This is a genomic window from Streptomyces sp. NPDC005808 (genome assembly GCF_042871385.1).
GTDB lineage: Bacteria > Actinomycetota > Actinomycetes > Streptomycetales > Streptomycetaceae > Streptomyces.
Map to the genome: position 1 here is coordinate 526,038 of NZ_JBIAIK010000003.1, position 19,686 is coordinate 545,723.

The window sequence follows — 19,686 nt, forward strand, 5'->3', positions numbered from 1 at the left end:
CCGTAGTCGCATGTTACGGATTGTGTGCACCTGTGATCACGGGCGTGCCCCCGGCTCCGGGCGTACCGGGGACCGGGGGCACTTACTGTGCGTCAGGAACTGGTCGTCGGCACGGTGCCCTCGTGCTCGTAGGTCCCAGGGATCTGGTACCGGCGCGAGCCGTCCGGCGCGTGCTCGAACCGCAGCCCGTTTGTCACCCAGCCGCTGAGCTCGCCACGGGTGGTGCGGGGGTTGAGGCCGCACGCTTCGAAGAATTCGTGCTCGTTGAAGTTCGGATCGTTGAACGCCAACACCTGCCCGGTCACCCAGGCAACGTTCATCTTGAGAACCTCGATCTCCCGGGGCTCCAGCTGAGGGCTGTTGGTGCGGTCGATCGCCCGAGCGTGCCCTGCCCGGTCAGCCCGGTACGGGGCATCGGACCAGTCGTGCTGATTGATCTCCGCCGCGAATTGCGCGGCGATACGGCTGAGCGCCATGTGTCCTCCCTACAAGGTGAAGGTGCCCGTTGCTCCCCTACGGAGCGGCACCGACGCCCATTGTCGCATATCAGGACAAGCCGGTGACCTGGGGTGCGGCACGCTGGCGCCCGTCGTGGCTCCCGCGCTTTGCCGTGGGTCTCGCATCGTGGCTCGGGCGGAGCGCGGGCGGGTTCGGCTCTGTGACTGTCGTGGTGTCAGCGGGGAGCACGGCCCCGCACCACACACGAGGGAGACCACCCCATGACCAGCACCCGCGCTGCCGCCCGCAAGACCTCCACCGGCACCAAGGTCTACATCCACACCGGGTGCGCCTGCTCCCGCGTCAACGGCAAGGTGATTGCCGACGTGACCACCGTGGACCAGGCCCAGGCGTACGCGGCCGAGCACGGGTACGCCACCACCTTCTGCAAGACCTCCACCGTCACCGAGACGCCGGAGGAGCCGGTGGCCGCCGAGCCCGCCGCACCGGCCGAGGAGAAGGACGAGGCCGTGGACTTCTCCGTGACGGTGGGCAACCGCGACCAGTTCGGCAAGCAGCGCCGGGAAGCGGTCATCGGGATCATCCAGGCCCTGGGCGGCGAGTACATGACCACGTCGGTGAAGAACCGCCACAAGACCGGGAACGACGCCTTCACCGTCACGACCACCGGACCGGCCGCCTGGGAGCGCACCGTGCGCCAGTGGCTGGCCGCCACGGAGGCCGAGCTGGTGACCGTGGTGGCCACCGCCAAGGCCGAGTCCAAGGCCATGGAGGGTGTGACCGCGAACGACCGGCAGAAGGCATGGAAGCGCGCGGCCCGGGAGTTCATCACCGCCGCCGGGCAGCGCGCGGCCGAGGAACTGACCGGCCGCTGAGAACACCACCCCCACCCCTCCCGGTGGTGGGGGTGGGCCGTGGTTCCGCTCCGTTAGGCCGGCGGCTACGCACAGGAGCCGCCGCGGTTCGGGCTCCCCGGGCTATCCGGCGGCGACCTTCATCAGGAAGTCCGCGTTCGCGGCCAGGTCGTGGCCCAGGACCACCGAGTGGTGGGGCAGTTCGGCCAGGAGCTCCGCAACCGCCTGGCGCGCGTCGGCGGTGCCGCCACCGTCCACGCGGGCCAGCTCGAACACGTCGGGGTACCGGTCCTCGGTCTCCCCGCTCATGAAGTCCCCGTCATCGAGCTGCCGCCCGCCCTCGGCCACGGCCGGGGTTGCGCCCGGCTCGATCCGGGGGAACAGCAGCGCGGCGGCCTGCCCGCCGGTCGCCAGGTCCAACCCGAACCAGCCGGGGAACTGGTCGGGGAACACCTGCGCTTTCAGCTCCCGCTTCCCGTCCCACAGCGGTTCGCGCTGCCCGACCAGCAGCGCGTCCGTCACCCGCTGGTGCTGGGTGGGGTGCAGGGACTCCCCGGCCTCCAGCCGCTCCCGGGCCACGTCGAACCAGCCCAGGGCGTCCAGCAGCCCCAGGCCCAGGGCGGCGGCCGAGGGCCACGGCAGCACGTCCACGCCCCCGGCGTCGTTGACGCGAACGAACACGCGGTCGTTGGCCAGCAGCTCCCACCCGTGGCGGGCGGCCAGCGCCACGGCGCTGGTGGTCTTGCCCGCCCCCTTGGACCCGAACGTGAGGATCACCCGGCCGTCCAGGGCGACGGCGGAGGCGTGCAGCACGGACCAGCCGGAGCGCAGCAGCACGCCGCGCATGGCCTCCCGCGCCAGGCGGGCGGCGGCGGTGGCCACCGGCTCGGTGTCGCACCCCACGATGGTCAGCCGCCCGGTGGCGGTCTCCGAGCGGTACGCCAGGCCCTCCTCCGGGGAGACGGCCGTGATGATGCCCTCCGCGTCGTCCCGGGCCACCAGGGTGTGGGCCTTGGCGTAGGTGGTGCTCGTGTGCGGGGCCTGGGTCACGGCCAGGGCGGCGTCCGCGTACTGCGGGGCGTCCACGTCGGCCACGACCAGCGGGGCCGCACACACGCTCTCCGGGGCTGTGTCGGTGGCGTTCCACCACGGCCCGAAGTAGCGGCGGGACCAATCGGTGACGGCCTGGGTGGAGGAGAGCACGGAGACGGCCGCGTCGGCGGCCTCCAGACGGGTGGCGTAGGTGGTCACGGGGTCCTCACTGTCGAAAGCGGACTGGATGGGGTGCCGCGCAACGCCCGGTAGGCGGCGCGGAGTTTGGTGTGGGCGGCGTCGAGCTGGCGGGCCTCGGAGTCGTCCAGGGCAGGCAGGCACGGTAGGGGACGCCCGGCGGTGAACCGCAACGGAATTCCCAGCCACCCGTCCCGGTACGGCGCGGACAACTCCACCAGCCCGTCCTCCACGCCGAGCGCCAGGCGCAGCGCGGTGACGACCGCTCCGGCCGGTCCGGAGCGGGTGCGGCCTATCCCGGCGTTGATCCGTCCGGGGCGGCTGGTCAGCTCGTCGCGTACCTGCTGGAGGGGGACGGGCAGGGGATGGCCGTTGACGCGGGTGGCCGAGGCGCACACCACGGCGGCGTCCCCGTGCTCCCCGATCACATGGCCGTCCACCGCGCCCAGCGGCACGTCCAGCAGGCGGGCCAGCGTGAGGCGGTACCGGGCGCTGTCCAGGTTGGAGCCGACGCCGAACACCCGGGCGCAGCCCGAAGCGTCAGCGAACAGCCGGGCCATCACGTCCACCGGGTTGGTGACCATCAGCACCGTGCCGGAGTAGCCGCGCAGCACCGCGCCCAGGGCCTGGACCACGGGCGCGTTGGCCTGCGCGCCGCCCATACGCACGTCCGTGGCGTGGGAGTTGGTGAACCGGGCGCGCACCGCCACCACCACAGCCCGGCAGTCCACCAGCTCGGCCACGGACGCGACGACCGGGCGCACCGGGGAGCCGACCGACGCCCGCATGTCGTCCAGGTCGGCCACCAGGGCGGCCGTCTGCTCGGGCGTACGAGAGGCGACCAGCAGCCGGGCGCACAGCCCGGAGGCCACCAGCGCCCCGGCCACGGCCTGCCCGACCGCTCCGGCCCCGATGACGCCGACCGCCGACACCGGGGGCGCGGGCGAGGTCATGAGGCCACCGCCAGGGCGTGGTCCAGCGCGCGGTCCCACACGCCGCGTACGTCCGCGCCGGTCGCCAGGTCGGCACTCACCGCCTCCACCAGCGTGCACACCGCCACGGCGCGCTCCACCAGGGCCAGCCCCTGGGCGGGCAGCGGCAGCGCGGAGGGCGCGGACAGGTACGTGGTCAGGATGTTGATGGTGTCCATCAGCCACAGCGTCAACAGCTCCCGCAGCCACACCCGCCGCGCCTGGCGGGACAGCCGCAGCGCCCGCGCCTGCCCGAACACGCCCAGCCCCTCCACCACCTGGCGGGCGGTGGCCGCGTCCGGCTGCCGTGCGGCCAGGAACAGCACGGTCCGGCTGAGCAGCTTGGCCGCGTCCACGGTCGGCCCGGCCCGTAACAGCCCGGGGTCCAGCAGCACCGGCCGCGCCTCGGGGCCGTCCGGGAACACCACGTGCTCCGGCTTGAGGTCCCCGTACGCCAGCGTGGTGCGCGTGACCGGGGCCAGGCGCATACGCAGCCGGTGCAGCCGCGCCACGGCGCTGCGCAGCAGCTCCACCACCTCCTGGCGCTGGCCTGGGGTGCAGCGCTCGGCGCCCAGGCGGTCCACGTACACCGTCCCGGACAGGCCGTTGAACTTCCGCAGGAACGTGCCCGCGATGCTGCGTTCCCCGATCACCCCGCCGGGCTCCAGGCGGCGCACCAGCTCCGGGCGGTGCAGCGGGCGCAGCTCCGCGAGCGGCACCGCCAGCAGCTCGGCCGTGTCCCCGGGGTGCGCCAGCAGCAGCTCCCCCAGGGTCGGGCCGGTCACCGGCTCAGTGAACAGGACGCCCCGGCTCGTCCCGGCCAGCGCGCACACCCGGGGCTGCTCCATGCCGGCCAGGAGCCGGAGCTGGACGGCCTCCCGTTCCACCAAGCCGTCCGCGCGCTGCTCGTACTCGCGTTGCGCCTGGGCGACGTTGGGCCAGTTGCCGCACGCGCCGCGCAGCAGGGACACCAGGGAGACGCCCAGGACGGACACCTTCGCGTACAGGGTGCGCTCCCCGACCCGGGCGCGGTGCACGTAGCTGGTGACGCTGGGCACGTGCTGCTCCAGGCACACCGGCACGCCGGGCCACAGGTCGGCGGCGGCCCGGTGGATCTGGGCGGCGGTGTGCACGAAGACCTCCCCGACGCTGGGCCGGGTCAGCAGCTCGCGCAGGGGTGGAGCGGTAGGAACGGCGATGGTCACGAACGCCTCCTCGGGCTTGGCTTGCTGTCCGTACACGGTGCGCGCTCCGGGAGCGGAGGGCGGGGTGCCTCCCTCCCCGACGGGGGACGCGGGGAGGGAGGCGGCCCAGGCCGCCCCGGCTGCGGGCTGTCCAGTCACCGGGGCCGGGGCGGCAGCTCAGGGCGCGCTACTGGGTGGGCGGGGCTGGCAGTTGGGCGCGCACACCCACAGGCGGAACAGGTGGCCCCGGTGTCGCGTGTCGCCCCAGACCTGGCCGCCCGCTCCCAGGGGATGGCCGCAGCGGGCGCAGTCCATGGCCATCTGCTGCCGGGGTCGGAGCCGGGCCACGTCCGGCAGGCTCCCCACCGGCTGCCCGCTCATGGCTTCGCGTCCGTGCGCAGCTCAGCCCACATCCGTTTCCCGCCGTGCACCAACTCGCTGCCCCAGTCGTCGGCGAGCGCGTCGACGAGGAGGAGGCCACGCCCGTGCTCGGCATCGGCGGGCGGAACGACCGGGGTGGGTCTCGTGCGGGAGGTGTCCGTGACGACGATCCGCGCGGACCCCTCACCGGTGCGGGTGATGGAAGCGCCGACCGTGGCGGCGTCGGTGTGCTCCACGGCGTTGGCGACCAACTCAGTGACGATCTGCTCAGCAGCGAAGGACAGGTGCGGAAGGCCCCAGGTTTCCAGGGCCAGCGCTATGTCCCGGCGCGCCTGGGTCGCGGCCTCCGGCCGTGCCGGGTAACGCTCCTGGTAGCGCTGTGGTCCTACGGATGCAGCCGTCATGGTCATCGTCGCGTCCCTCGGGGGTGCTCGCGTTCCGTGTGCACCAACTAACCGGCCACCAGGGGGCCGCGTGCATGACGAACACCGCCCGCGTGCTCGCACTGACCCTGACGAATTGACCACCCCTTTACTTTCTGGGGTGTGCGCGCCACCCCTACCGTGATCCCATGGCGCGGAGCAAAAACCAGGACCTCGCGGACTGGATGGACCATCAGCAGGTGACGGCCGTTGAACTGGCCGAGCTGGTCAACGACGCCATGGACCAGCTCACGGGGAGACGAGGGAATGTCTCCGAACGCACCGTGTTCCGCTGGTTATCAGGTGAGAACCGATGGCCCCAGGACCGTCAGCGCCTGGCCCTGGAGAACGTCACTGGGCTGTCTGCCACCCGACTGGGATTCGTCCCCCGAGGACGTCAACCGGCGCCCACCCCAGCACCACCGGAGGACCCTGTGCGCCGCCGCGCCTTCATAACCGCCACCACCGGTACCGCCCTGGCGGTCACTGCACCCAACGCCGCCGCCACGCCGCGAACCACCGCGCGCCCTACCGTGGGCCTCGCCGACGTGCAGCGCCTGCGAGACAGGCTCGCCGGGCTGTACGAGCAGGACGACCAGAACGGCGGTGGCCCCGACCTGGAGGAGCAGGCCAACGAGGAGGTACGGCGCACGCTGGGACTCCAGCAGAACGGGAGCGCCACAGGTCGTGTGAGAGGCCGCCTGTACGCCCTGGCCGCCACCTTCACCGCCACCGCCATGTGGGCCGCCGTCGACTCCGGCCGCCTCGATGACGCCCAGCGCTACATGGAGCAGGCCGTCACCCTCGCCGGGCTCTCCGGAGACGGCCAAGTCCAGCACCAGACATGGCGGTATGCGGCCATGCTCGCCGACCAGCGCGGCCGTCACGCGGACGCCATCGCCGCAGCCGAGGCCGCCATGGTCACAGCCGCACACCGCAGAGACCCCCTGTACGCGTCGCTCAGCAGCGCCCGCCTGGCACTGGCGACCGCCAGCGCGGGCGACCGTACGAGAGCCCTGCGAGCCCTGGACCGAGCCGCCTCCACCTTCGGCCGCGCCGACCTCGCCCAGCTCCGGCCCGCCTCGATGGGCTTCTACACCCTCGGGGAACTCCACGGACTGACCGGCATCACCCACTACCGGCTGGGCCGCGCCGCCGATGCCGAGTACTACGCCCACCAGTGCCTGGCCGCCCTCCGCGACGACCAGCACCGAAACCGGGCCTACTACACCGCCCAGGCCGCCCTAGCGCAGCTAAAGCAGGGCGATTTGGAGCAGGCGACCATAACCGCCGCCGCTGTGATGCCGCCGTCCGGCACTGTGCCCACCGGTCGCGTCCCCCGCCTCCTGGGCACCTTCACCTCCGCCTTGAACATGAAGGCGCCAGGCGCCGCGATCACCCGCGAATGGAACGAACGCGCCCGAGCCCGCTTGACCCAACCATCCGAAGGAGACACCCAGTGACCGCGCCAGCCGACACCGTGGAACTCATCCGGTACAGCCACGACCAGTTCCCCGACATCAGGCCCACCCTGGTCTCGCTTTACGCCGAGGTGTACGCCGACCAGCTCTCTGACCCGTTCTTCTCCGTGGAACGGTTTGACCAACGGCTGGAGGGCTACGCCTCCCGGTCCGGGTGGGAAGCCGTTGTGGCGTACGACGGGGGCGAGGCCGCCGGGTACGCCTTCGCCTCCACGCTTCCCAAGGGCTCGGCCTGGTGGGCGGGCATGCTTCAGCCGCTGCCGGAGGAGGAGGCGGTGGAGGACGGGAACCGCACCCTGGCCTTGTTCGAGCTGATGGTGCGCCAGCCCTGGCGCGGCACCGGCTTGTCCCGGCGCATCCATGAGGAGTTGCTGGCCGGGCGCTCCGAGGAGCGGGTGACGCTCCTGGTGGAGCCGACCCACCCGAAGGTCAAGGCGCTGTATGAGAGCTGGGGTTACCGCAACGTCGGGGATCAGCAGCCGTTCCCCGACGCCCCGGTCTACGCCACGATGGTGCGCACCCTGACCTAAGCAACCCGCGGCGGCTCCGCTCGGTAACGGCCGGCGGAACGGAGCGGAGTTGCTGCGCGGGTCAGCCGTCCCCGAACAAGCCGAGCTGTGCGACGACGGGCGCGGCCTGGTCCTCGGGGTCGAACAGCACCGGCTGTTCCCCGCCCAGCGGGGCCAGGCGCATCGAGCCGGTGCAGGAGACCAGCGGCCAGCCCGGTGCGCGCCACTCGGGGTCATGACGGGCGAACTTGCCGTTCGGGATGGCTATGGGCCGCTGGCACACGGGACAGGTGCGGCGCGGGTACGTCACGGTCATGAAGCCCAGGATGCCGGGGAACTGGGCCTCAGTGCCTCGGATTCGTTCCGGGCAGTCGATAGCGCCTACATCGGAAGACCTCTGTCTCCGGCGAACGCCTTTATGCCGTCAAGCCACTTCCTGACGTGTTCCGGATCTGGCTGGGGCACATGAGGAAGCTGCTCCCACAACTGCATAAAGAGTGCGATCGCCATGCTCAGCGTGTGCGCCTCCCGGCGAGCCACACCGGAGATCGGAGGAAGCAGCTCAAGCGATACTCCGTCGATTTCCGCGAACGCCTCAGCGATCACTTCTTCTTCGTACTGGAGGAAGAGGTCACTTGCGAATACTCCGGGCGTTGCATGCGTCTGCTCCGACCATGCCGAGAACAACAGCTCGTACTGCGTCACCCGCATGGCGTTGGGAGATGACTCTGCCAGTGCACGAGTGGTCTTCCCGCTCCAGCTTGTCCGCCATCGCGTCGCGCCATCGGCGCGCGGTGGAAGCTTGAACTCTGCGCAGTGGTTGTCCAGGTAGTCCCTGACGCTCAGCTCCCACCGGGTGTCCGCAGCGCGCCCCTTCTCCTTTTCAAACTCGATTCTTCGAAGCTCCCCAAGAAAGAACTGCAACAAGCCGAACCCGTTGTAGAGCTGCTGAGCTTCTTCGCGGGTGGCGAACGCCCCGAAGTGCTCGATGTTCACGAGGAGCTCGAACAGTTGGCGTGCTACTGCGGTGGCATGTTCCCAGTGGCCTGCACTGACCAAGAGTCGGGCTGCCTTCAAGCTCTTGATGCCGCGCGTGAGGATGTATCCATCGCTGCGGACAAGATGATCCTTGGTCTCGGCCATCGTCCCCACAGCTTGACCTGCGGCAGTGATGACCTGGCTTACCACGTCGAACAGCGGCTGCATCCTGATGTCCGGCGTGATCTTTGCCCACTCAGGGGTGCCACCTCGGGCGGCGCCACGCACCGCGTCATGCTCCTCGCTGGTAGCCATTGCCGCACCCTAATGGCCTACGGGGCGAGGGGCAGCCGGTTTTCCGAGCTCGTTTCAGCAGGGGGTCAGCCGGAGGGTGTCTCAGAAATGACCAGTTCTGAGACGCGCGGAAGGTGAGGGTGGGGTGTCCGGTTTGGCCGCACGTTCCCTGTCTCAATTCACCGTCTCAAAAGGTTGTGTCGAAACACCCCGCCCATTTAGCTTATGAGACATGACAGTTAGCGATCCGGCCGCCCTGGTCGAGCGGCACGAGTGCCCGACCTGCCAGGCCCCGCCGGGAAGCCCCTGCCGCACGCGTGGCGGGAAGGTCTCCCCGCAGTACCACTCACCGCGCCACATGGCCGTCCCACAGCTCCGCGCGGAGTTGAAGGTGAAGACCCCGGCAGACCGCAGCCCCGGACGCGCCTGGGCGCCCGGTCCGGCCGTGGCCCCCGTCTCCGTGGCCGAGGTCGTCACGGAGGGCATCGCGCGCATCGGCTACGCCCGGTGCTCCACCGCAACCCAGGAACTACAGTCCCAGCTCGACGCGCTCAGCGACGCCGGGTGCGACCCGATCTTTGAGGAGAAGATCAGTACCCGTATCAAGGTCCGGCCGGAGTTCACCAGGGCGCTGGACCTGGCCGCGATGGTCAAGCGGACCACTCCCCAGGTGCGGGTCCACTTCGTCGTACACGAGCTCAAGCGACTTGGGCGCGGAACTCTCGAACTGGTCAACACCGCAGAGCAGTTGCGCCAGCAGGACATTTACCTGGAGTTGCTGTCCGGCCCTCTCCAGGGCGTCCACGACCCGAGCGGCCACGGCGCGGCCCTGTTCGCGTTCTTCGCGGGCATGGCCGAGTCGGAGCGCGACTACATCCGGGACAAGACCCTGGAGGGCCAGGCGTCCGCCCGTGAGCGCGGACGGCACGGCGGGCGACCGGAGGCCCTGGACGCCGACCTCGTGGCCATGGCGCGGGACCTGTACGCGCGGCACGTCCCCGTAGACGACATCCGACGCAAGCTGATCATCCCCACCGGTAAGCGGGCCGGGCAGCACCCTTCCCGGGCAACGGTGTACCGCGCGCTGGCCCCCGTGCTCCGTCCCAGGGGAGACGCCGAGGCAGAGGCCGGGTCGCCTACTGAGTAAGCCCCTGACCGCGTAGGTGCCACATGGAGCAGCCCACCTCTTCCTCCGGCAGAGTGGGCCTCTCCCCCTCCCCGGGCTGGCTGCTACTGGTCCCGCTTGGCGAACCACTCGGCCAGGTAATCGGTGCAGCCGTGGTACCACTCCTCGGGCGACGAGTGGAAGCCTGTGGGCGCCTTTCCCCCCGCCATGATCCGCTGCGCGATGCTCTGGCAGTTCTTGAGAAGGGTGTCCTGGACAGTCCCGGGTCCCAAGCCCGGAATCTGAAGGGTGATCTGGTTGTTGGCCAGCACGGTCTTCGTGATCGAGTAACCGTGGTCGTAGACGCTCGGTGAGCCCTTTCCGTCTGACGCACCCGTCTGACCGCTTGTGCCTCCGTTCCACAGCGCCCACCCCGAGCTGAGGAGGGTCAGGAAGAGGACAGCCCAGAGGAGTCCCTGGAGCGCGGAGGGAAGGCGGCAGAACCGCCGATACAAACCAGAGGCAACATGCACCCGTTCAAGGCTACTGGGCTTCCCTGAGCTGTCCATTACGGATCCGCCCGGCTCGCGGCTACCGAGCGGAACGGCCGGCACTACGCACCGGAACCGGACGACCCGACCCCAGGCGCGTATCACGGGACCGAGTACCGCCGTTGGCAAGGCCGCGTGTCCTACGGTTGGCCGCATGAGGACCGAAATGGGCATTTCCGAGGCAACGACTGACGCCCAACGGGCAGAGGTGCAGGCGCTGTTCGAGGGGGCGTTCCACGACATCGCCCCGAACGCCATTCCGAAGGTGGAGCACGACCACCTGTACGCGCCACTGGTGCTGCGCTACCACGACCCCGAGACCGGCCAACTCGCGGGCGCCACCCTCACATGCCGGTCACAGGTGGCCATCTCCATGACGATGATGAGGCGACCGGAGTACGCGCCCGTCATGGACCGGCACAGCGAACTGGACCTGATGGCCGTGGCCCCAGCCTTCCGGGGGCGGGGTATCGGGGGCGAGCTGGTCCGCGCGATGGAGGACCGGCTGAGGGGGCGGGGCGTACGCATCTGGTTCGGCAACGCCACCCGGGACCTGGAGACCACCCGGCTCCGCGAGTTCTACACCCGGCACGGTTTCACCGTTCTCCCGGACGGCCAGCCGCTGCCCGACTTGCTGGGCAGGTCGTGGGTGCTCCCGACCGCCGAACAGCCCGCCTTCTTCTTCTACAAGCAGATCAAGAAGGGTTGACGCTGTGGACTGGCTCTCTCCCGTTTCCGGACTCGTCGGCGCCCTGGTGGGTGCGGGCCTGTCGTACTTCGGCACCCACCGGGCTCAGGTGAAGGCGCTGGAGGACGCCCGCCAGGCCCGGCTAGAGGCCAAGCAGGACACCGCCGTGGCGACGCTGGCGGACACCTTCGGCAAGCTCCAGCGGCACGTCCGCGACGTGCCCGGCGCCCGTGAGCGCGGGCTGGACGCCGAGGAGTCCGCCGCGTTCACCGCCGCCCGGGAGACGTGGGACCAGGAGCTGGAAGACCTCACCGCCCCGGCGCGCGTCGCCGTTGGCGTCATCCGTGACGAGGCCCTACGTGCACGCCTGTACCAGACCCTGGACCTGCTGGACGGCTGGCAGTCCGGCTTGGAGTACGCCTACCGGGGCGGCGCCCGATCCCGGGCCTGGGTGCTGCGGGGCGTCCTCGCCCACGCCGTGGCATGCGTCGGCGCGTGGCAGCGGGAGGAGCCGATGCCGGAGCCGAACGACGCCTACAGCGACGCCGTGGAGTCCCTGGAGTTGAAGCGGGAGGAGCACGAGGCCACCGCCCAGGCCGAGGCCGAGTACCGCCGGGAGCAACGCGCCCAGACCCAGGGCGGACACTCGTAGCCGGGTGGTGTGCCCGCCAGCGGGCGGCAGTTGGCGATTACGGCCCAGGGGTACATTCACCCTTCCGACGCACGCCGTTCGCCCCGGGGCGCCAGGCGACGCCGGAAGCCGGGGAGGGACACCACGGAGGAGACCAACCGCATGGAGCGCACCACCCACGTCAGCAGCGACGGACGCCGCCGCGTCGATGCCATCGGCCCGTCCGTGATCCCGGGATGGGATCTCGTCTACGACCACCCCGAGGACAACGCCCAGGTCATCCGCAGGGAAGAGAGCACCTACGCCCTGGCGTGCACGCTGCACCGGCACGCCAAGGCGCTGTCCACGCAGAACGAGGAACGCCTGTGGCGGGAGAGTGGCGGATGGTGCCCCGGCTGCGTGGCCGGACTCCCTCCGGTCGCAAGCGAGACGGCGTGACCGTGCGGCGGCCGTCTCCGCGCGGGCAAGGTTGACCGGGAGGGAAGGCGCACATGCGCGACTGGCTGTTCATCGTGGACCCCACGGACACGACCATGGACGGTGACCACTCCAGCAAGGACCGGGTGCTGGAGCTGGCCAAGACCGCTCCCCGCAGGGAGTGGTGGCTGGCACGGCGACGCCACATGGCCCCGGGGGATCGCATCTGGATCTACTTCGCCACCCCCGTGAAGGAAGTGGCCGCCGTTGCCGAGGTCGAGGGCGTGCCCTACGAGGTGACGGGGGACGCTGAGTACCCGTGGAGGTTCCCGGCCGTGCTCAACCTGGAGGCAACGCGGGCTCTGTACCGCGCCCCAGTTCCGCTTGCGGCCCTGGCCAACCAGCACCCGCAGGGGGTGCGTCTCGTGAAGGACGCCGAACTTGAACTCTTCCTGACGCACGCGGAGCTGTAACCGGGCTGCCCTGGCGCCCGCAGGGCGGCCGTCACCGGGCGGTTGGGGTTGCGGCCTTGACGCGGGCGCGGGCGCGCTCCACCCGGGCGTGTGCGCGCGCCTGGCGGGTTCGCAGGGCCAGGGCCGCCGCGCTCAGCACACGGCCCGTAGCGGCCGGAGCAGGCAGCGCCCCGGCGGCCACCAGGGTTCGGGAAAGGTTCAGGGGGTTCACCAGCCGGGCGGCCACCGTGGCGCGGCCGTCCAGCGCCATGGCCCCCGCCAGCTCCATGCGGCCGTCATGCTGCTGCCAGATGCCCGCGAAGCGCGCCAGCTCCATGCGTGCGCACCGGTCGCGGTCCAGGTCCGGCAGGAGCGCACCGGCCACCCACACGCCGTGTTCGTCCTGCCCGGCACAGACGGCGGCGGCCTGGGTGTTGGTGTTGTCCCAGTGGGAGACCATGCGCGCCAGAGCCTGGGCGGGGTCGGGGTTCTCGCTGGTGTCCAGGGTGATGACCCCGGCCCGCACCATGCCGCCGGTGGTGATGACCTGGCGGGCGTTGAAGTAGGGGAAGCCGTGCGGGGAGCGGGGCGCCATCAGGCAGAGGTCTTCCGCGCCGTGGCGCAGGCCGTGGTGGCAGCGGCCGAAGACGGCCAAGTGCCCGGCGACGCGCCCGGCGGTGTCCACCGTGACAGACGTGGGGCTGGACAAACGGGGGTCAGTGAACCACTTCCCCGGCGGGGGCCAGGTGAGCATGGGGGTACGGGTTCCTTCCTCAGCTACGGAGCGGAAGGCCGGCGGCTACGTACAGGAGCCGCCGCGGTTGCCTGCTGCTCGCGGTTCTACGGGGTGGTCATGAGGTGGAGCGCCCACTGGTCCAGCAGCGCCTCCCGGGCGTCGGCGTCGGTGGTGCAGGCGTGGAGCACCGATACGACGAGGGTGGACAAGGCCGTGGCCATCTCCACCACCTGGTCCGGGTGGCGGGCCAGTTCGGCGATGTGGTCCGCGATCTCGGCGCACGGGTAGGGGTCGCCTCCTTCCAGGGCGGTCAGGGCGCGGGCTTGTGCGCGGACCAGTTCGACGGCGGCCAGGCATGAGGTGGGGGTCACGGCGTCTCCAAGCCGGTGGGGAATTCGGGGAGGTCTAGGACGTCCTCCGCGCCTACGTGGCGGGCGGCGTTCTCGGCGTCGGCCTGGGTGATACCGGCGCGGCGGAAGAGTTCGACGGTGAGGGCGTTGAACTGCTCGGCGCGTTCCTGCTCGGTGGCGGGTACGGGCAGCACGAGGGTGGCGGCTGCCGCATTGGCTGTCGCCGTGGCCTGGTTGGTGATCTGGACGGCCGGGCCTCTCGGGCTGGTCATGGCGTGCACGGTGCGCGCGCCGTCGAACGCTCGGGCTACGGCCTTGTCCGGTTCGAGCTGGTCCACCACCGTGTGGGCGCGGGCGAGGCACCGCGCGGTCAGGTGGGTAGCGGCCTCGGTGAGATCGGCGTGGCGGCGGCGCTGCCGTAGCAGCACCTCCCGGTCCCACTGGGTCTGTTCGGACATGTCCCAGGCCCAGGCGCGGTCTGCCCAGTGACGCGCGGACGAGACGGCGTACAGGTGGTCTTCGCTGACCTGGTGCTGTTCGGCCAGGCGCCGGATGGAGCGCGGGAGCGGCATGGACAGGTAGCGGCGGAACCACGTGTGTTGGCTCTCGGATTCCCCTGGTTGGCGTTTCCAGGGGTGCGTACCGAAGTCGTGATGCGCGGGGAAGGGCTTGATCTTCGCCACCGTCTGGGGTCCTTTCCGGGACGGTCTGAGGGGGTGGCTATGCGGCCGTCGCTGCGGAGCTGGGCGGTTGCCCTACCCGGGGCACCTCCGGTGCGCGAAAGCCCTTATCGACATGCCGGAGACGCTCCAGGGTGCGCGGGAGATCGACCCAGCCCACGACCCCCTGGGCCTTCATGTCGGCGTTGAGCTGAGCCACGGCGCTGGCGTACTGCCAGCGCAGCGTCTTGGCGCCAATGGGCAGTCCGGCAAGGCCACCTCGTCCTCCGTTGCGCACAGAGACCCAGAGGGCGCGCGGCGGTGCCCCGGACAGGGAGCCGACCAACTGACCGCGCAGCTCCAGCCAGGCGGCCACGGTCTTCCTGGTGCTCCCCGACAGGGATAGCTCCTCCACCTCCCCGGGCCAACCGCCTTGCGGGCGGCGGGTGATGGTGGCGGTCGTGAGGTCGGGGGCGAGGTCGCCGACGGTCATGGCGACGAGTTCCCCGGAGCGGGCGCCGGTGTCCACGACGATGCCGACGATGGCCGCCAGGCGGACGTACACGGCGCGGCGCGCGTACTGGGGCGGCAGCAAGGATGCCCAGCCGGAGACGTGGGACTGGAGGCGTGCCTGTTGGCGGGCGGTCACCGGGGCGATGACCCGGACCGGGGGCGGGGACGGTAGCTCCAGCTCGGTTCCCAGGGCCTTCGCGAAGCGGCGCAGCACGCGGCGGCGGACGTTGGTGGAGTTCTCCGGGTGGGCTACGGTCGCACGCCGGGGACGTGCCCGGAGGTCGTCCTGTTCGGCGGCGGCCAGGTAGGCGGCGACGTTCGCCCGGCTCAGCAGTCCGTCCGGCAGGGAGCGGCAGCAGTCCTTGCCGAGCAGGTCATGCCGCACGGCGCGGGAGAGTTCACCGAAGACCCACCGGTCGGCCGTCACCACAGACGGGCTCGCCCCGGGGGCCAACCTGTCCGTCAGGGCGCCGAGTTCAGCCAGTGAGCGGCAGCGGTCCGTACGTGCCATAACGGCAGGCTAGACAGTGCCTTGATAAGGACATTGACGCGCCGCCCGGCGTCAGGGCCGTGGACGCGGCCCCGGGGTCGCCTGCGGCCCGGTGGGGGGCCGCGCCGCGCCAGGCAGCTACGGGGGTGCGGCCCCGGCGGCTTGCCGTTGGTCCCACCGCCGGGGTGGCGCACCCGGTGCCGTCGCAGGGACCGGACAAGCGCGCCACGGTGATGGTCGCACGGCCAAGAGACGGCCGCGGCGGCTCCGCTCGGTAACGGCCGGCGTAACCGAGCGGAGCCGCCGAAGGGTCAGGGGCCGATCAACTCGACCCGCGCCCAGTGGGTTTCCTCCCGGAGTACGTCCACGGCGTAGACCGAGAAGCCGTACCGGGCCTCGGCTGCGGTCCGGTCGCAGATGTGTTCTTCGGTGAGCGCGCAGGCGTACAGGTTGAGCCAGTCCAGCACCTCCACCGAGGCGGTGACGGTGGTGGTGTTGTCCACGGATTGGGGCGAGTTCCACAGGGCGGTCAGCACGGGGCGCGGCATGGGCTCCCGGGCCAGCAGCCACAGCACGATGGGCGTAGGGATGGTGCACTCGGTGGTGGCCGCCTGCTGCGTCCGGGGCTCCGGCCGGACGGGCGGCGGTTGGGTCATGACGGTCATAGGCGTGACTCCGTGGCCCCGGCCTGTGCGGGCCGGGGCTGGTCAAGGGGTGGGTCAGATGGCCAGGCCGGAGCGGCGGCCCAGGCCGCGCGCCAGCCGGTAGTCCGCGAATGCGGCGTCGAAGTCGTCGGCGTCGTGCTCGGCGGCGGTGATCAGCAGCGACATGCAGCCGGGGTCATGGCCGCACTGTTCGCAGCAGGCGCCGCAGTCGCACGAGGCCGCCCGGGTGGCCGGGCGGCTCGCGGCGGTCATCAGACGGTGGCCAGGGTGCGGCGGCCGTACCGGTAGCCGTCCCACTCGGCGCGGGCGGCGGCACGGGCGGCCTTGGTCTTCCCACCGGGGGCGTAGGTGAGGAACGCGCCGAGCAGGGCGCCCAGGTCGGTGGCCGGGTTGTAGGCCAGGGTCTTGCGGGCGCGACCGTTGCGCTTGGTCCACGTGGCCGAGGTGGGCGCGGCACCGAGCTTCTTCACGACCCGGGAGAAGGCCCCGGCGAACCGGTCGGCCACGGCGGCGGGTACGCCCTGGTTCGTGAGGAACTGGCGGGCGGTGATCAGGCCGAGGGTCTTGGCGCGATACTGGGCGATCTTGCGGAAGCGGCGCGGGCGCGGCGAGTACGTCATACTGGCTGACCTCCGTTGGTCACTGCTGGCGGACGGAGAACCCGTGGCGGTCAGGAGGTCCTAAGCTCCTGGCCGCCGTTCTCGTTTACGGGTCCACCCTCACAGTCCAGAGCGCCGTTCTCAACCCATGTTGCAAACAGAGTTTGCATATCGAGTTCCGGCTATATCACGGCTGGTCAGTAGGCGTGCGGAGGGTATGACGGTGCGGAGTCGAGGCTGGCGAAAGGCGGGCCTGTCGAGCGCGAGGCGGGGTGGCCTGGCGTCACCCCGGAGACGCCACAGCCCGCCCCGGCAAGGAGAGGCCGGGGCGGGCTGACCGCAGGTGCGCCCCCACCGCCGGGGCGCTCCTCCCACGCTCCATGATCTCACTCGGAGTTAGGGTCTTGCGCCTCTTCGTGACGTTCCGTGTCCGGGAGTTTGCCGACCAGGTGGGGCCAGCGTCCGGCGGAGACGGCGGCGCGGAGCCGCTGGAGGATGGGTGTGGGGTCGGGGCGGGCGGACGGTGTCACCGGCTGCTGGCGGGCGGCTTCCTCGCGCTGGCGCCGGTACTGGCGGGCGACTTCAAGCGCAGGGTGCTCCGCGTCGGTGCGGTCGTCGTCGGTCACGATGGCCCCTCGTCGTCGGGGACGTTGGGGAGTGGCGGCGTACTGCTGTGACGGGGAGCAGCCCGCCCCGCGTGCGGGTCCCGGAACGGGCTGCCGTGACCGGCCCCGTAGCCCCCGGGGACGCCGTATCGATGGTCTCACACTGGGTAGCCGGATTGGTCATGCTGGTTACGCACTGTTGTGCGCGCTGCTAGCCCGAATGGCCGCCTCCGGCTGCTTCTCCTGGGGGAACCCTGGGTTCCCGGGAGCTCCCTGGGCTTCCCGGTATGCCATGCTCTCGCCCGCGTCCGCTGCGCTTCACCGGGCGCCGTGGCGCTGCTGGCAAGTTGGCCGGGCGCGACGTTCACCCTGTCTTGGCTAGTGGGCCGGGGGTTGGAGGCGCCGAGGCCGTGGGCCGGGCGCCGCTGTGCGCCGTGGCTGATCGGACGAGCGCGAGAGATCGCGCCGCCTGCCCAGGGCGCCATGTCCACCATGGAGAACACCGGTGCCGCGCACCCCACGCACACCCAAAGTCCGCCCTGCCCAAGAGGCGCCGGAGCCGTTGCTGACCGCGAAGGAAACAGCGGAACGCCTCGGCCTCGCGCTGAAGACCCTCCAGAATTGGGCGTCTACCTGGGACGTCGAGCCGCGAGGGCCGAAGCCCATTCGCCTGTTCCCCAACCGGGGCGGCATCCGCTACCGGCAGAGCGAGGTGTTCCAGATGATCCGGGACGCCTTGGACGGGAACAGCCGCTGACCCCCAGGGTCACAACACGGTACGGAGGACCAACTGATGGCCAAGGAAGAACCCTACGACCGCTGGCATTTGAAGCGGCCAAAGCCGGGGCAAGACGAGTGCCCCGACCACCCCGGCCTGTTCGCAAGCGACGAGCACGGGCGCGGGAAGCGGTGGCTGGCCCGCTGGCGGAACGAACAGGGCAAGCAGGAGAGCGAGAGCTTCCCGGACGGTCGGAAGACAGCCGCCCTCAAGTTCCAGCGCAGCATGAAGGCGGCCGTGGAGGAGGGGCGCACGCCGCTCCTGTACGCGGGCCGGAAGGCCAAATTGGCGGTGCCGACCATCACCGAGTACGTGGAGACCTTCCTGACGGAGCACGAGGCGCGCGCCTCCACGATCGAGACCTACGGGTACCGGCTGCGCGGGCACGTGGTCCCGTACCTGGGGCACCGGCCGATCACGGAGCCGCTGCGGCCCGACTACAAGCGGTACTTCGTCATGCTGAAGGCTGACGGGGTGCCGGACTCGACCCGCAGCAGCGTGAAGAAGGCCCTGTCGGCGATGCTGTCGGCCGCGCTGGACGATCCCGACTTCGGTCACCTGATGCCCGGGAACCAGGTGAGGGACATTCCCCTGCCGCAGGGGCGCAGGCAGAAGGTCCGCTTGTACTGGGCGCACGTCGTGGCGCTGGCCGAGGAGATCGACCCCCGGTACGAAATGCTGATCTGGTATGGCTCGCTCCAGGGTCTGCGGAGCATGGAGGCCGCCGGGGTGCGCACGGGCGACATGCGGTGCCGCCTGGGGGTGATGGAGGTGGAGGAGCAGCGCCAGGACGGCCGGGCCGCGCCGCTCAAGACCAAGCACAGCTACGCCGTCTTGCCCGTCGGGTCGTTCCTCGTGGACAAGTACCTGGCGCACATGGCCCGTTGGCGGGGTCCGCTGTCGGCCGCCGCGCTGCGCAAGCGGGAGCGCCGGGGGCTGACGCCCATCAACCCGGAGTACGCCCACCTCGTCACCCTGTCCCGCTACTGGACCCCAGTGCATGAGAACGGGCTGTGCCGGGCGTTCAACCTGGCGAAGGAGAAGGCTCGGGCCAAGGGGGTCATGGTTCCGGAGGCTGCCACCTTCCGGGACCTGCGCCACTTCATGAACTCGGTGCTGTTCGCCTCCGGTGTGGTGGTGCGCGACGTTCAGAAACGGATGCGGCACGGCACGCAGCACGAGACCGAGGACACGTACGGGGTGGGTATGGAAGTGGACTGGGAGAACGCGCCCGCCTCGTTCGAGGAGCTGTACGGCTTCCCGGCGCCGTCCGTTGTGCCGGAGGCCGCCCTGGTGACGCAGGCGGAGCGGGAGCTGGCTCGTGCTGGCCTCCTGTTCCAGGCTCCGGCGGGGGGCGTTGCGCCCGCCGCCGCGCAGCGATGACCATGTGACCCACCCACCACACGGCGTAAGGTGTCCGCCATGACCACGGTTGATCAGCGCCCCGCCCGCCTCGGCGCGCGGGTACACACGGCTCCGGCCGATGTGCACCCGTTGTGCACCGGGCAGGGTGGCGCGGCGCTGCTCCGCAGGTCAGCGGCTACAAAGACTTACCGGGAGACATTCCCCGGCGTACAGCCCGACTCGTCTGCCGCTTCGCATGCCACGGTCAGGGACCGCACCTCCTGGGATGCCACGAAGTGCCCGGATGCCTCGGAACGGTGGGCTAGCCAGGGGCTGACAC

Annotated in this window: 26 protein-coding genes; 10 read left to right on the plus strand and 16 right to left on the minus strand. The window is 70.9% G+C overall.

Annotated elements, in window-relative coordinates:
- Positions 1–92: 92 nt before the first annotated feature.
- On the minus strand, positions 93–476 hold the full coding sequence (locus ACFYPC_RS09560) for a hypothetical protein (RefSeq protein WP_388673082.1): 384 nt from the start codon (positions 474–476) through the stop codon (positions 93–95).
- Between the two features lie 243 nt (positions 477–719).
- Between ACFYPC_RS09560 and ACFYPC_RS09565 the strand changes: the two genes are divergently transcribed.
- Entirely contained in the window at positions 720–1,334 is a 615-nt protein-coding gene (locus ACFYPC_RS09565; RefSeq protein ID WP_388673084.1) for a hypothetical protein, read from the plus strand.
- Positions 1,335–1,436: 102 nt separating this feature from the next.
- On the opposite strand, the gene ACFYPC_RS09570 is transcribed toward ACFYPC_RS09565, so the two are convergent.
- The 4 genes from ACFYPC_RS09570 to ACFYPC_RS09585 all read right to left on the minus strand — a co-directional run bounded on the left by ACFYPC_RS09570 (position 1,437) and on the right by ACFYPC_RS09585 (position 5,489).
- Positions 1,437–2,564, minus strand: a complete 1,128-nt coding sequence (locus ACFYPC_RS09570; protein WP_388673086.1) for a hypothetical protein — start codon at positions 2,562–2,564, stop codon at positions 1,437–1,439.
- Positions 2,561–3,496, minus strand: coding sequence for an NAD(P)-binding domain-containing protein (locus ACFYPC_RS09575; protein ID WP_388673088.1), 936 nt, complete (start codon positions 3,494–3,496; stop codon positions 2,561–2,563). Before ACFYPC_RS09575 ends, ACFYPC_RS09570 begins: the two co-directional genes overlap by 4 nt.
- Complete coding sequence (locus ACFYPC_RS09580; RefSeq protein ID WP_388673090.1) at positions 3,493–4,755, minus strand: hypothetical protein; 1,263 nt, start codon at positions 4,753–4,755, stop codon at positions 3,493–3,495. The genes ACFYPC_RS09575 and ACFYPC_RS09580 overlap by 4 nt, the downstream gene beginning before the upstream one ends.
- A 320-nt stretch (positions 4,756–5,075) precedes the next feature.
- Complete coding sequence (locus tag ACFYPC_RS09585) at positions 5,076–5,489, minus strand: ATP-binding protein (RefSeq protein ID WP_388673092.1); 414 nt, start codon at positions 5,487–5,489, stop codon at positions 5,076–5,078.
- Between the two features lie 161 nt (positions 5,490–5,650).
- Here ACFYPC_RS09585 and ACFYPC_RS09590 point away from each other — a divergent pair, with 161 nt between their 5' ends.
- Together ACFYPC_RS09590 and ACFYPC_RS09595 are read left to right on the plus strand one after the other, a co-directional pair.
- Positions 5,651–6,964 (plus strand): Tat pathway signal protein, encoded by a 1,314-nt coding sequence (locus tag ACFYPC_RS09590; protein WP_388673094.1) that lies wholly within the window; start codon positions 5,651–5,653, stop codon positions 6,962–6,964.
- Entirely contained in the window at positions 6,961–7,512 is a 552-nt protein-coding gene (locus ACFYPC_RS09595) for a GNAT family N-acetyltransferase (RefSeq protein WP_355397937.1), read from the plus strand. The genes ACFYPC_RS09590 and ACFYPC_RS09595 overlap by 4 nt, the downstream gene beginning before the upstream one ends.
- Positions 7,513–7,573: 61 nt before the next feature.
- Here ACFYPC_RS09595 and ACFYPC_RS09600 read toward each other — a convergent pair whose 3' ends face one another.
- Together ACFYPC_RS09600 and ACFYPC_RS09605 are read right to left on the minus strand one after the other, a co-directional pair.
- Positions 7,574–7,807, minus strand: coding sequence for a hypothetical protein (locus ACFYPC_RS09600; RefSeq protein WP_388673097.1), 234 nt, complete (start codon positions 7,805–7,807; stop codon positions 7,574–7,576).
- 65 nt (positions 7,808–7,872) lie between these two features.
- Positions 7,873–8,784, minus strand: coding sequence for a DUF5677 domain-containing protein (locus ACFYPC_RS09605; protein WP_388673099.1), 912 nt, complete (start codon positions 8,782–8,784; stop codon positions 7,873–7,875).
- Positions 8,785–8,995: 211 nt separating this feature from the next.
- Between ACFYPC_RS09605 and ACFYPC_RS09610 the strand changes: the two genes are divergently transcribed.
- Complete coding sequence (locus ACFYPC_RS09610; RefSeq protein WP_388673101.1) at positions 8,996–9,910, plus strand: recombinase family protein; 915 nt, start codon at positions 8,996–8,998, stop codon at positions 9,908–9,910.
- 83 nt (positions 9,911–9,993) lie between these two features.
- On the opposite strand, the gene ACFYPC_RS09615 is transcribed toward ACFYPC_RS09610, so the two are convergent.
- On the minus strand, positions 9,994–10,401 hold the full coding sequence (locus tag ACFYPC_RS09615; protein WP_388673103.1) for a hypothetical protein: 408 nt from the start codon (positions 10,399–10,401) through the stop codon (positions 9,994–9,996).
- Between the two features lie 172 nt (positions 10,402–10,573).
- On the opposite strand from ACFYPC_RS09615, the gene ACFYPC_RS09620 reads away from it, so the two are divergent.
- The 4 genes from ACFYPC_RS09620 to ACFYPC_RS09635 all read left to right on the plus strand — a co-directional run bounded on the left by ACFYPC_RS09620 (position 10,574) and on the right by ACFYPC_RS09635 (position 12,628).
- Positions 10,574–11,128, plus strand: coding sequence for a GNAT family N-acetyltransferase (locus ACFYPC_RS09620; protein WP_388673105.1), 555 nt, complete (start codon positions 10,574–10,576; stop codon positions 11,126–11,128).
- Positions 11,129–11,132: 4 nt separating this feature from the next.
- A complete protein-coding gene (locus ACFYPC_RS09625; RefSeq protein ID WP_388673107.1) occupies positions 11,133–11,759 on the plus strand; it encodes a hypothetical protein in 627 nt (208 codons plus the stop codon).
- A gap of 141 nt (positions 11,760–11,900) precedes the next feature.
- On the plus strand, positions 11,901–12,176 hold the full coding sequence (locus tag ACFYPC_RS09630; RefSeq protein ID WP_388673109.1) for a hypothetical protein: 276 nt from the start codon (positions 11,901–11,903) through the stop codon (positions 12,174–12,176).
- A 53-nt stretch (positions 12,177–12,229) separates the two neighbouring features.
- Positions 12,230–12,628, plus strand: a complete 399-nt coding sequence (locus tag ACFYPC_RS09635) for a hypothetical protein (RefSeq protein ID WP_388673111.1) — start codon at positions 12,230–12,232, stop codon at positions 12,626–12,628.
- 31 nt (positions 12,629–12,659) lie between these two features.
- On the opposite strand, the gene ACFYPC_RS09640 is transcribed toward ACFYPC_RS09635, so the two are convergent.
- The 8 genes from ACFYPC_RS09640 to ACFYPC_RS09675 form a co-directional block, all read right to left on the minus strand.
- Complete coding sequence (locus tag ACFYPC_RS09640) at positions 12,660–13,316, minus strand: hypothetical protein (RefSeq protein WP_388673113.1); 657 nt, start codon at positions 13,314–13,316, stop codon at positions 12,660–12,662.
- A gap of 131 nt (positions 13,317–13,447) precedes the next feature.
- A complete protein-coding gene (locus ACFYPC_RS09645; RefSeq protein WP_388673115.1) occupies positions 13,448–13,714 on the minus strand; it encodes a hypothetical protein in 267 nt (88 codons plus the stop codon).
- On the minus strand, positions 13,711–14,376 hold the full coding sequence (locus ACFYPC_RS09650) for a hypothetical protein (protein ID WP_388673117.1): 666 nt from the start codon (positions 14,374–14,376) through the stop codon (positions 13,711–13,713). The genes ACFYPC_RS09645 and ACFYPC_RS09650 overlap by 4 nt, the downstream gene beginning before the upstream one ends.
- 37 nt (positions 14,377–14,413) lie before the next feature.
- Positions 14,414–15,376: a hypothetical protein gene (locus ACFYPC_RS09655; protein WP_388673119.1), complete on the minus strand. Its 963-nt coding sequence runs from the start codon at positions 15,374–15,376 to the stop codon at positions 14,414–14,416.
- Positions 15,377–15,666: 290 nt separating this feature from the next.
- Positions 15,667–16,020: a hypothetical protein gene (locus ACFYPC_RS09660; RefSeq protein ID WP_388673121.1), complete on the minus strand. Its 354-nt coding sequence runs from the start codon at positions 16,018–16,020 to the stop codon at positions 15,667–15,669.
- A 54-nt stretch (positions 16,021–16,074) separates the two neighbouring features.
- Complete coding sequence (locus ACFYPC_RS09665) at positions 16,075–16,272, minus strand: hypothetical protein (protein ID WP_388673123.1); 198 nt, start codon at positions 16,270–16,272, stop codon at positions 16,075–16,077.
- The gene (locus tag ACFYPC_RS09670; protein WP_388673125.1) at positions 16,272–16,640 is read right to left on the minus strand and encodes a hypothetical protein; all 369 of its coding nucleotides are present in this window, start codon (positions 16,638–16,640) and stop codon (positions 16,272–16,274) included. The genes ACFYPC_RS09665 and ACFYPC_RS09670 overlap by 1 nt, the downstream gene beginning before the upstream one ends.
- 365 nt (positions 16,641–17,005) lie before the next feature.
- A complete protein-coding gene (locus tag ACFYPC_RS09675; RefSeq protein ID WP_388673127.1) occupies positions 17,006–17,245 on the minus strand; it encodes a hypothetical protein in 240 nt (79 codons plus the stop codon).
- 484 nt (positions 17,246–17,729) lie between these two features.
- Here ACFYPC_RS09675 and ACFYPC_RS09680 point away from each other — a divergent pair, with 484 nt between their 5' ends.
- Together ACFYPC_RS09680 and ACFYPC_RS09685 are read left to right on the plus strand one after the other, a co-directional pair.
- Positions 17,730–17,981: a helix-turn-helix transcriptional regulator gene (locus ACFYPC_RS09680; RefSeq protein ID WP_388673129.1), complete on the plus strand. Its 252-nt coding sequence runs from the start codon at positions 17,730–17,732 to the stop codon at positions 17,979–17,981.
- 36 nt (positions 17,982–18,017) lie between these two features.
- Complete coding sequence (locus ACFYPC_RS09685; RefSeq protein WP_388673131.1) at positions 18,018–19,385, plus strand: hypothetical protein; 1,368 nt, start codon at positions 18,018–18,020, stop codon at positions 19,383–19,385.
- Positions 19,386–19,686 lie beyond the last annotated feature (301 nt).

What these genes read in the sequence shown, in the direction of transcription:
- ACFYPC_RS09560 (WP_388673082.1), bottom strand. Translation starts at nt 476, where the DNA reads ATGGCGCTCAGCCGTATCGCCGCGCAATTCGCGGCGGAGATCAATCAG.
- ACFYPC_RS09565 (WP_388673084.1), top strand. Translation starts at nt 720, where the DNA reads ATGACCAGCACCCGCGCTGCCGCCCGCAAGACCTCCACCGGCACCAAG.
- ACFYPC_RS09575 (WP_388673088.1), bottom strand. Translation starts at nt 3,496, where the DNA reads ATGACCTCGCCCGCGCCCCCGGTGTCGGCGGTCGGCGTCATCGGGGCC.
- ACFYPC_RS09585 (WP_388673092.1), bottom strand. Translation starts at nt 5,489, where the DNA reads ATGACCATGACGGCTGCATCCGTAGGACCACAGCGCTACCAGGAGCGT.
- ACFYPC_RS09590 (WP_388673094.1), top strand. Translation starts at nt 5,651, where the DNA reads ATGGCGCGGAGCAAAAACCAGGACCTCGCGGACTGGATGGACCATCAG.
- ACFYPC_RS09600 (WP_388673097.1), bottom strand. Translation starts at nt 7,807, where the DNA reads ATGACCGTGACGTACCCGCGCCGCACCTGTCCCGTGTGCCAGCGGCCC.
- ACFYPC_RS09605 (WP_388673099.1), bottom strand. Translation starts at nt 8,784, where the DNA reads ATGGCTACCAGCGAGGAGCATGACGCGGTGCGTGGCGCCGCCCGAGGT.
- ACFYPC_RS09610 (WP_388673101.1), top strand. Translation starts at nt 8,996, where the DNA reads ATGACAGTTAGCGATCCGGCCGCCCTGGTCGAGCGGCACGAGTGCCCG.
- ACFYPC_RS09620 (WP_388673105.1), top strand. Translation starts at nt 10,574, where the DNA reads ATGAGGACCGAAATGGGCATTTCCGAGGCAACGACTGACGCCCAACGG.
- ACFYPC_RS09630 (WP_388673109.1), top strand. Translation starts at nt 11,901, where the DNA reads ATGGAGCGCACCACCCACGTCAGCAGCGACGGACGCCGCCGCGTCGAT.
- ACFYPC_RS09635 (WP_388673111.1), top strand. Translation starts at nt 12,230, where the DNA reads ATGCGCGACTGGCTGTTCATCGTGGACCCCACGGACACGACCATGGAC.
- ACFYPC_RS09655 (WP_388673119.1), bottom strand. Translation starts at nt 15,376, where the DNA reads ATGGCACGTACGGACCGCTGCCGCTCACTGGCTGAACTCGGCGCCCTG.
- ACFYPC_RS09660 (WP_388673121.1), bottom strand. Translation starts at nt 16,020, where the DNA reads ATGACCGTCATGACCCAACCGCCGCCCGTCCGGCCGGAGCCCCGGACG.
- ACFYPC_RS09665 (WP_388673123.1), bottom strand. Translation starts at nt 16,272, where the DNA reads ATGACCGCCGCGAGCCGCCCGGCCACCCGGGCGGCCTCGTGCGACTGC.
- ACFYPC_RS09670 (WP_388673125.1), bottom strand. Translation starts at nt 16,640, where the DNA reads ATGACGTACTCGCCGCGCCCGCGCCGCTTCCGCAAGATCGCCCAGTAT.
- ACFYPC_RS09685 (WP_388673131.1), top strand. Translation starts at nt 18,018, where the DNA reads ATGGCCAAGGAAGAACCCTACGACCGCTGGCATTTGAAGCGGCCAAAG.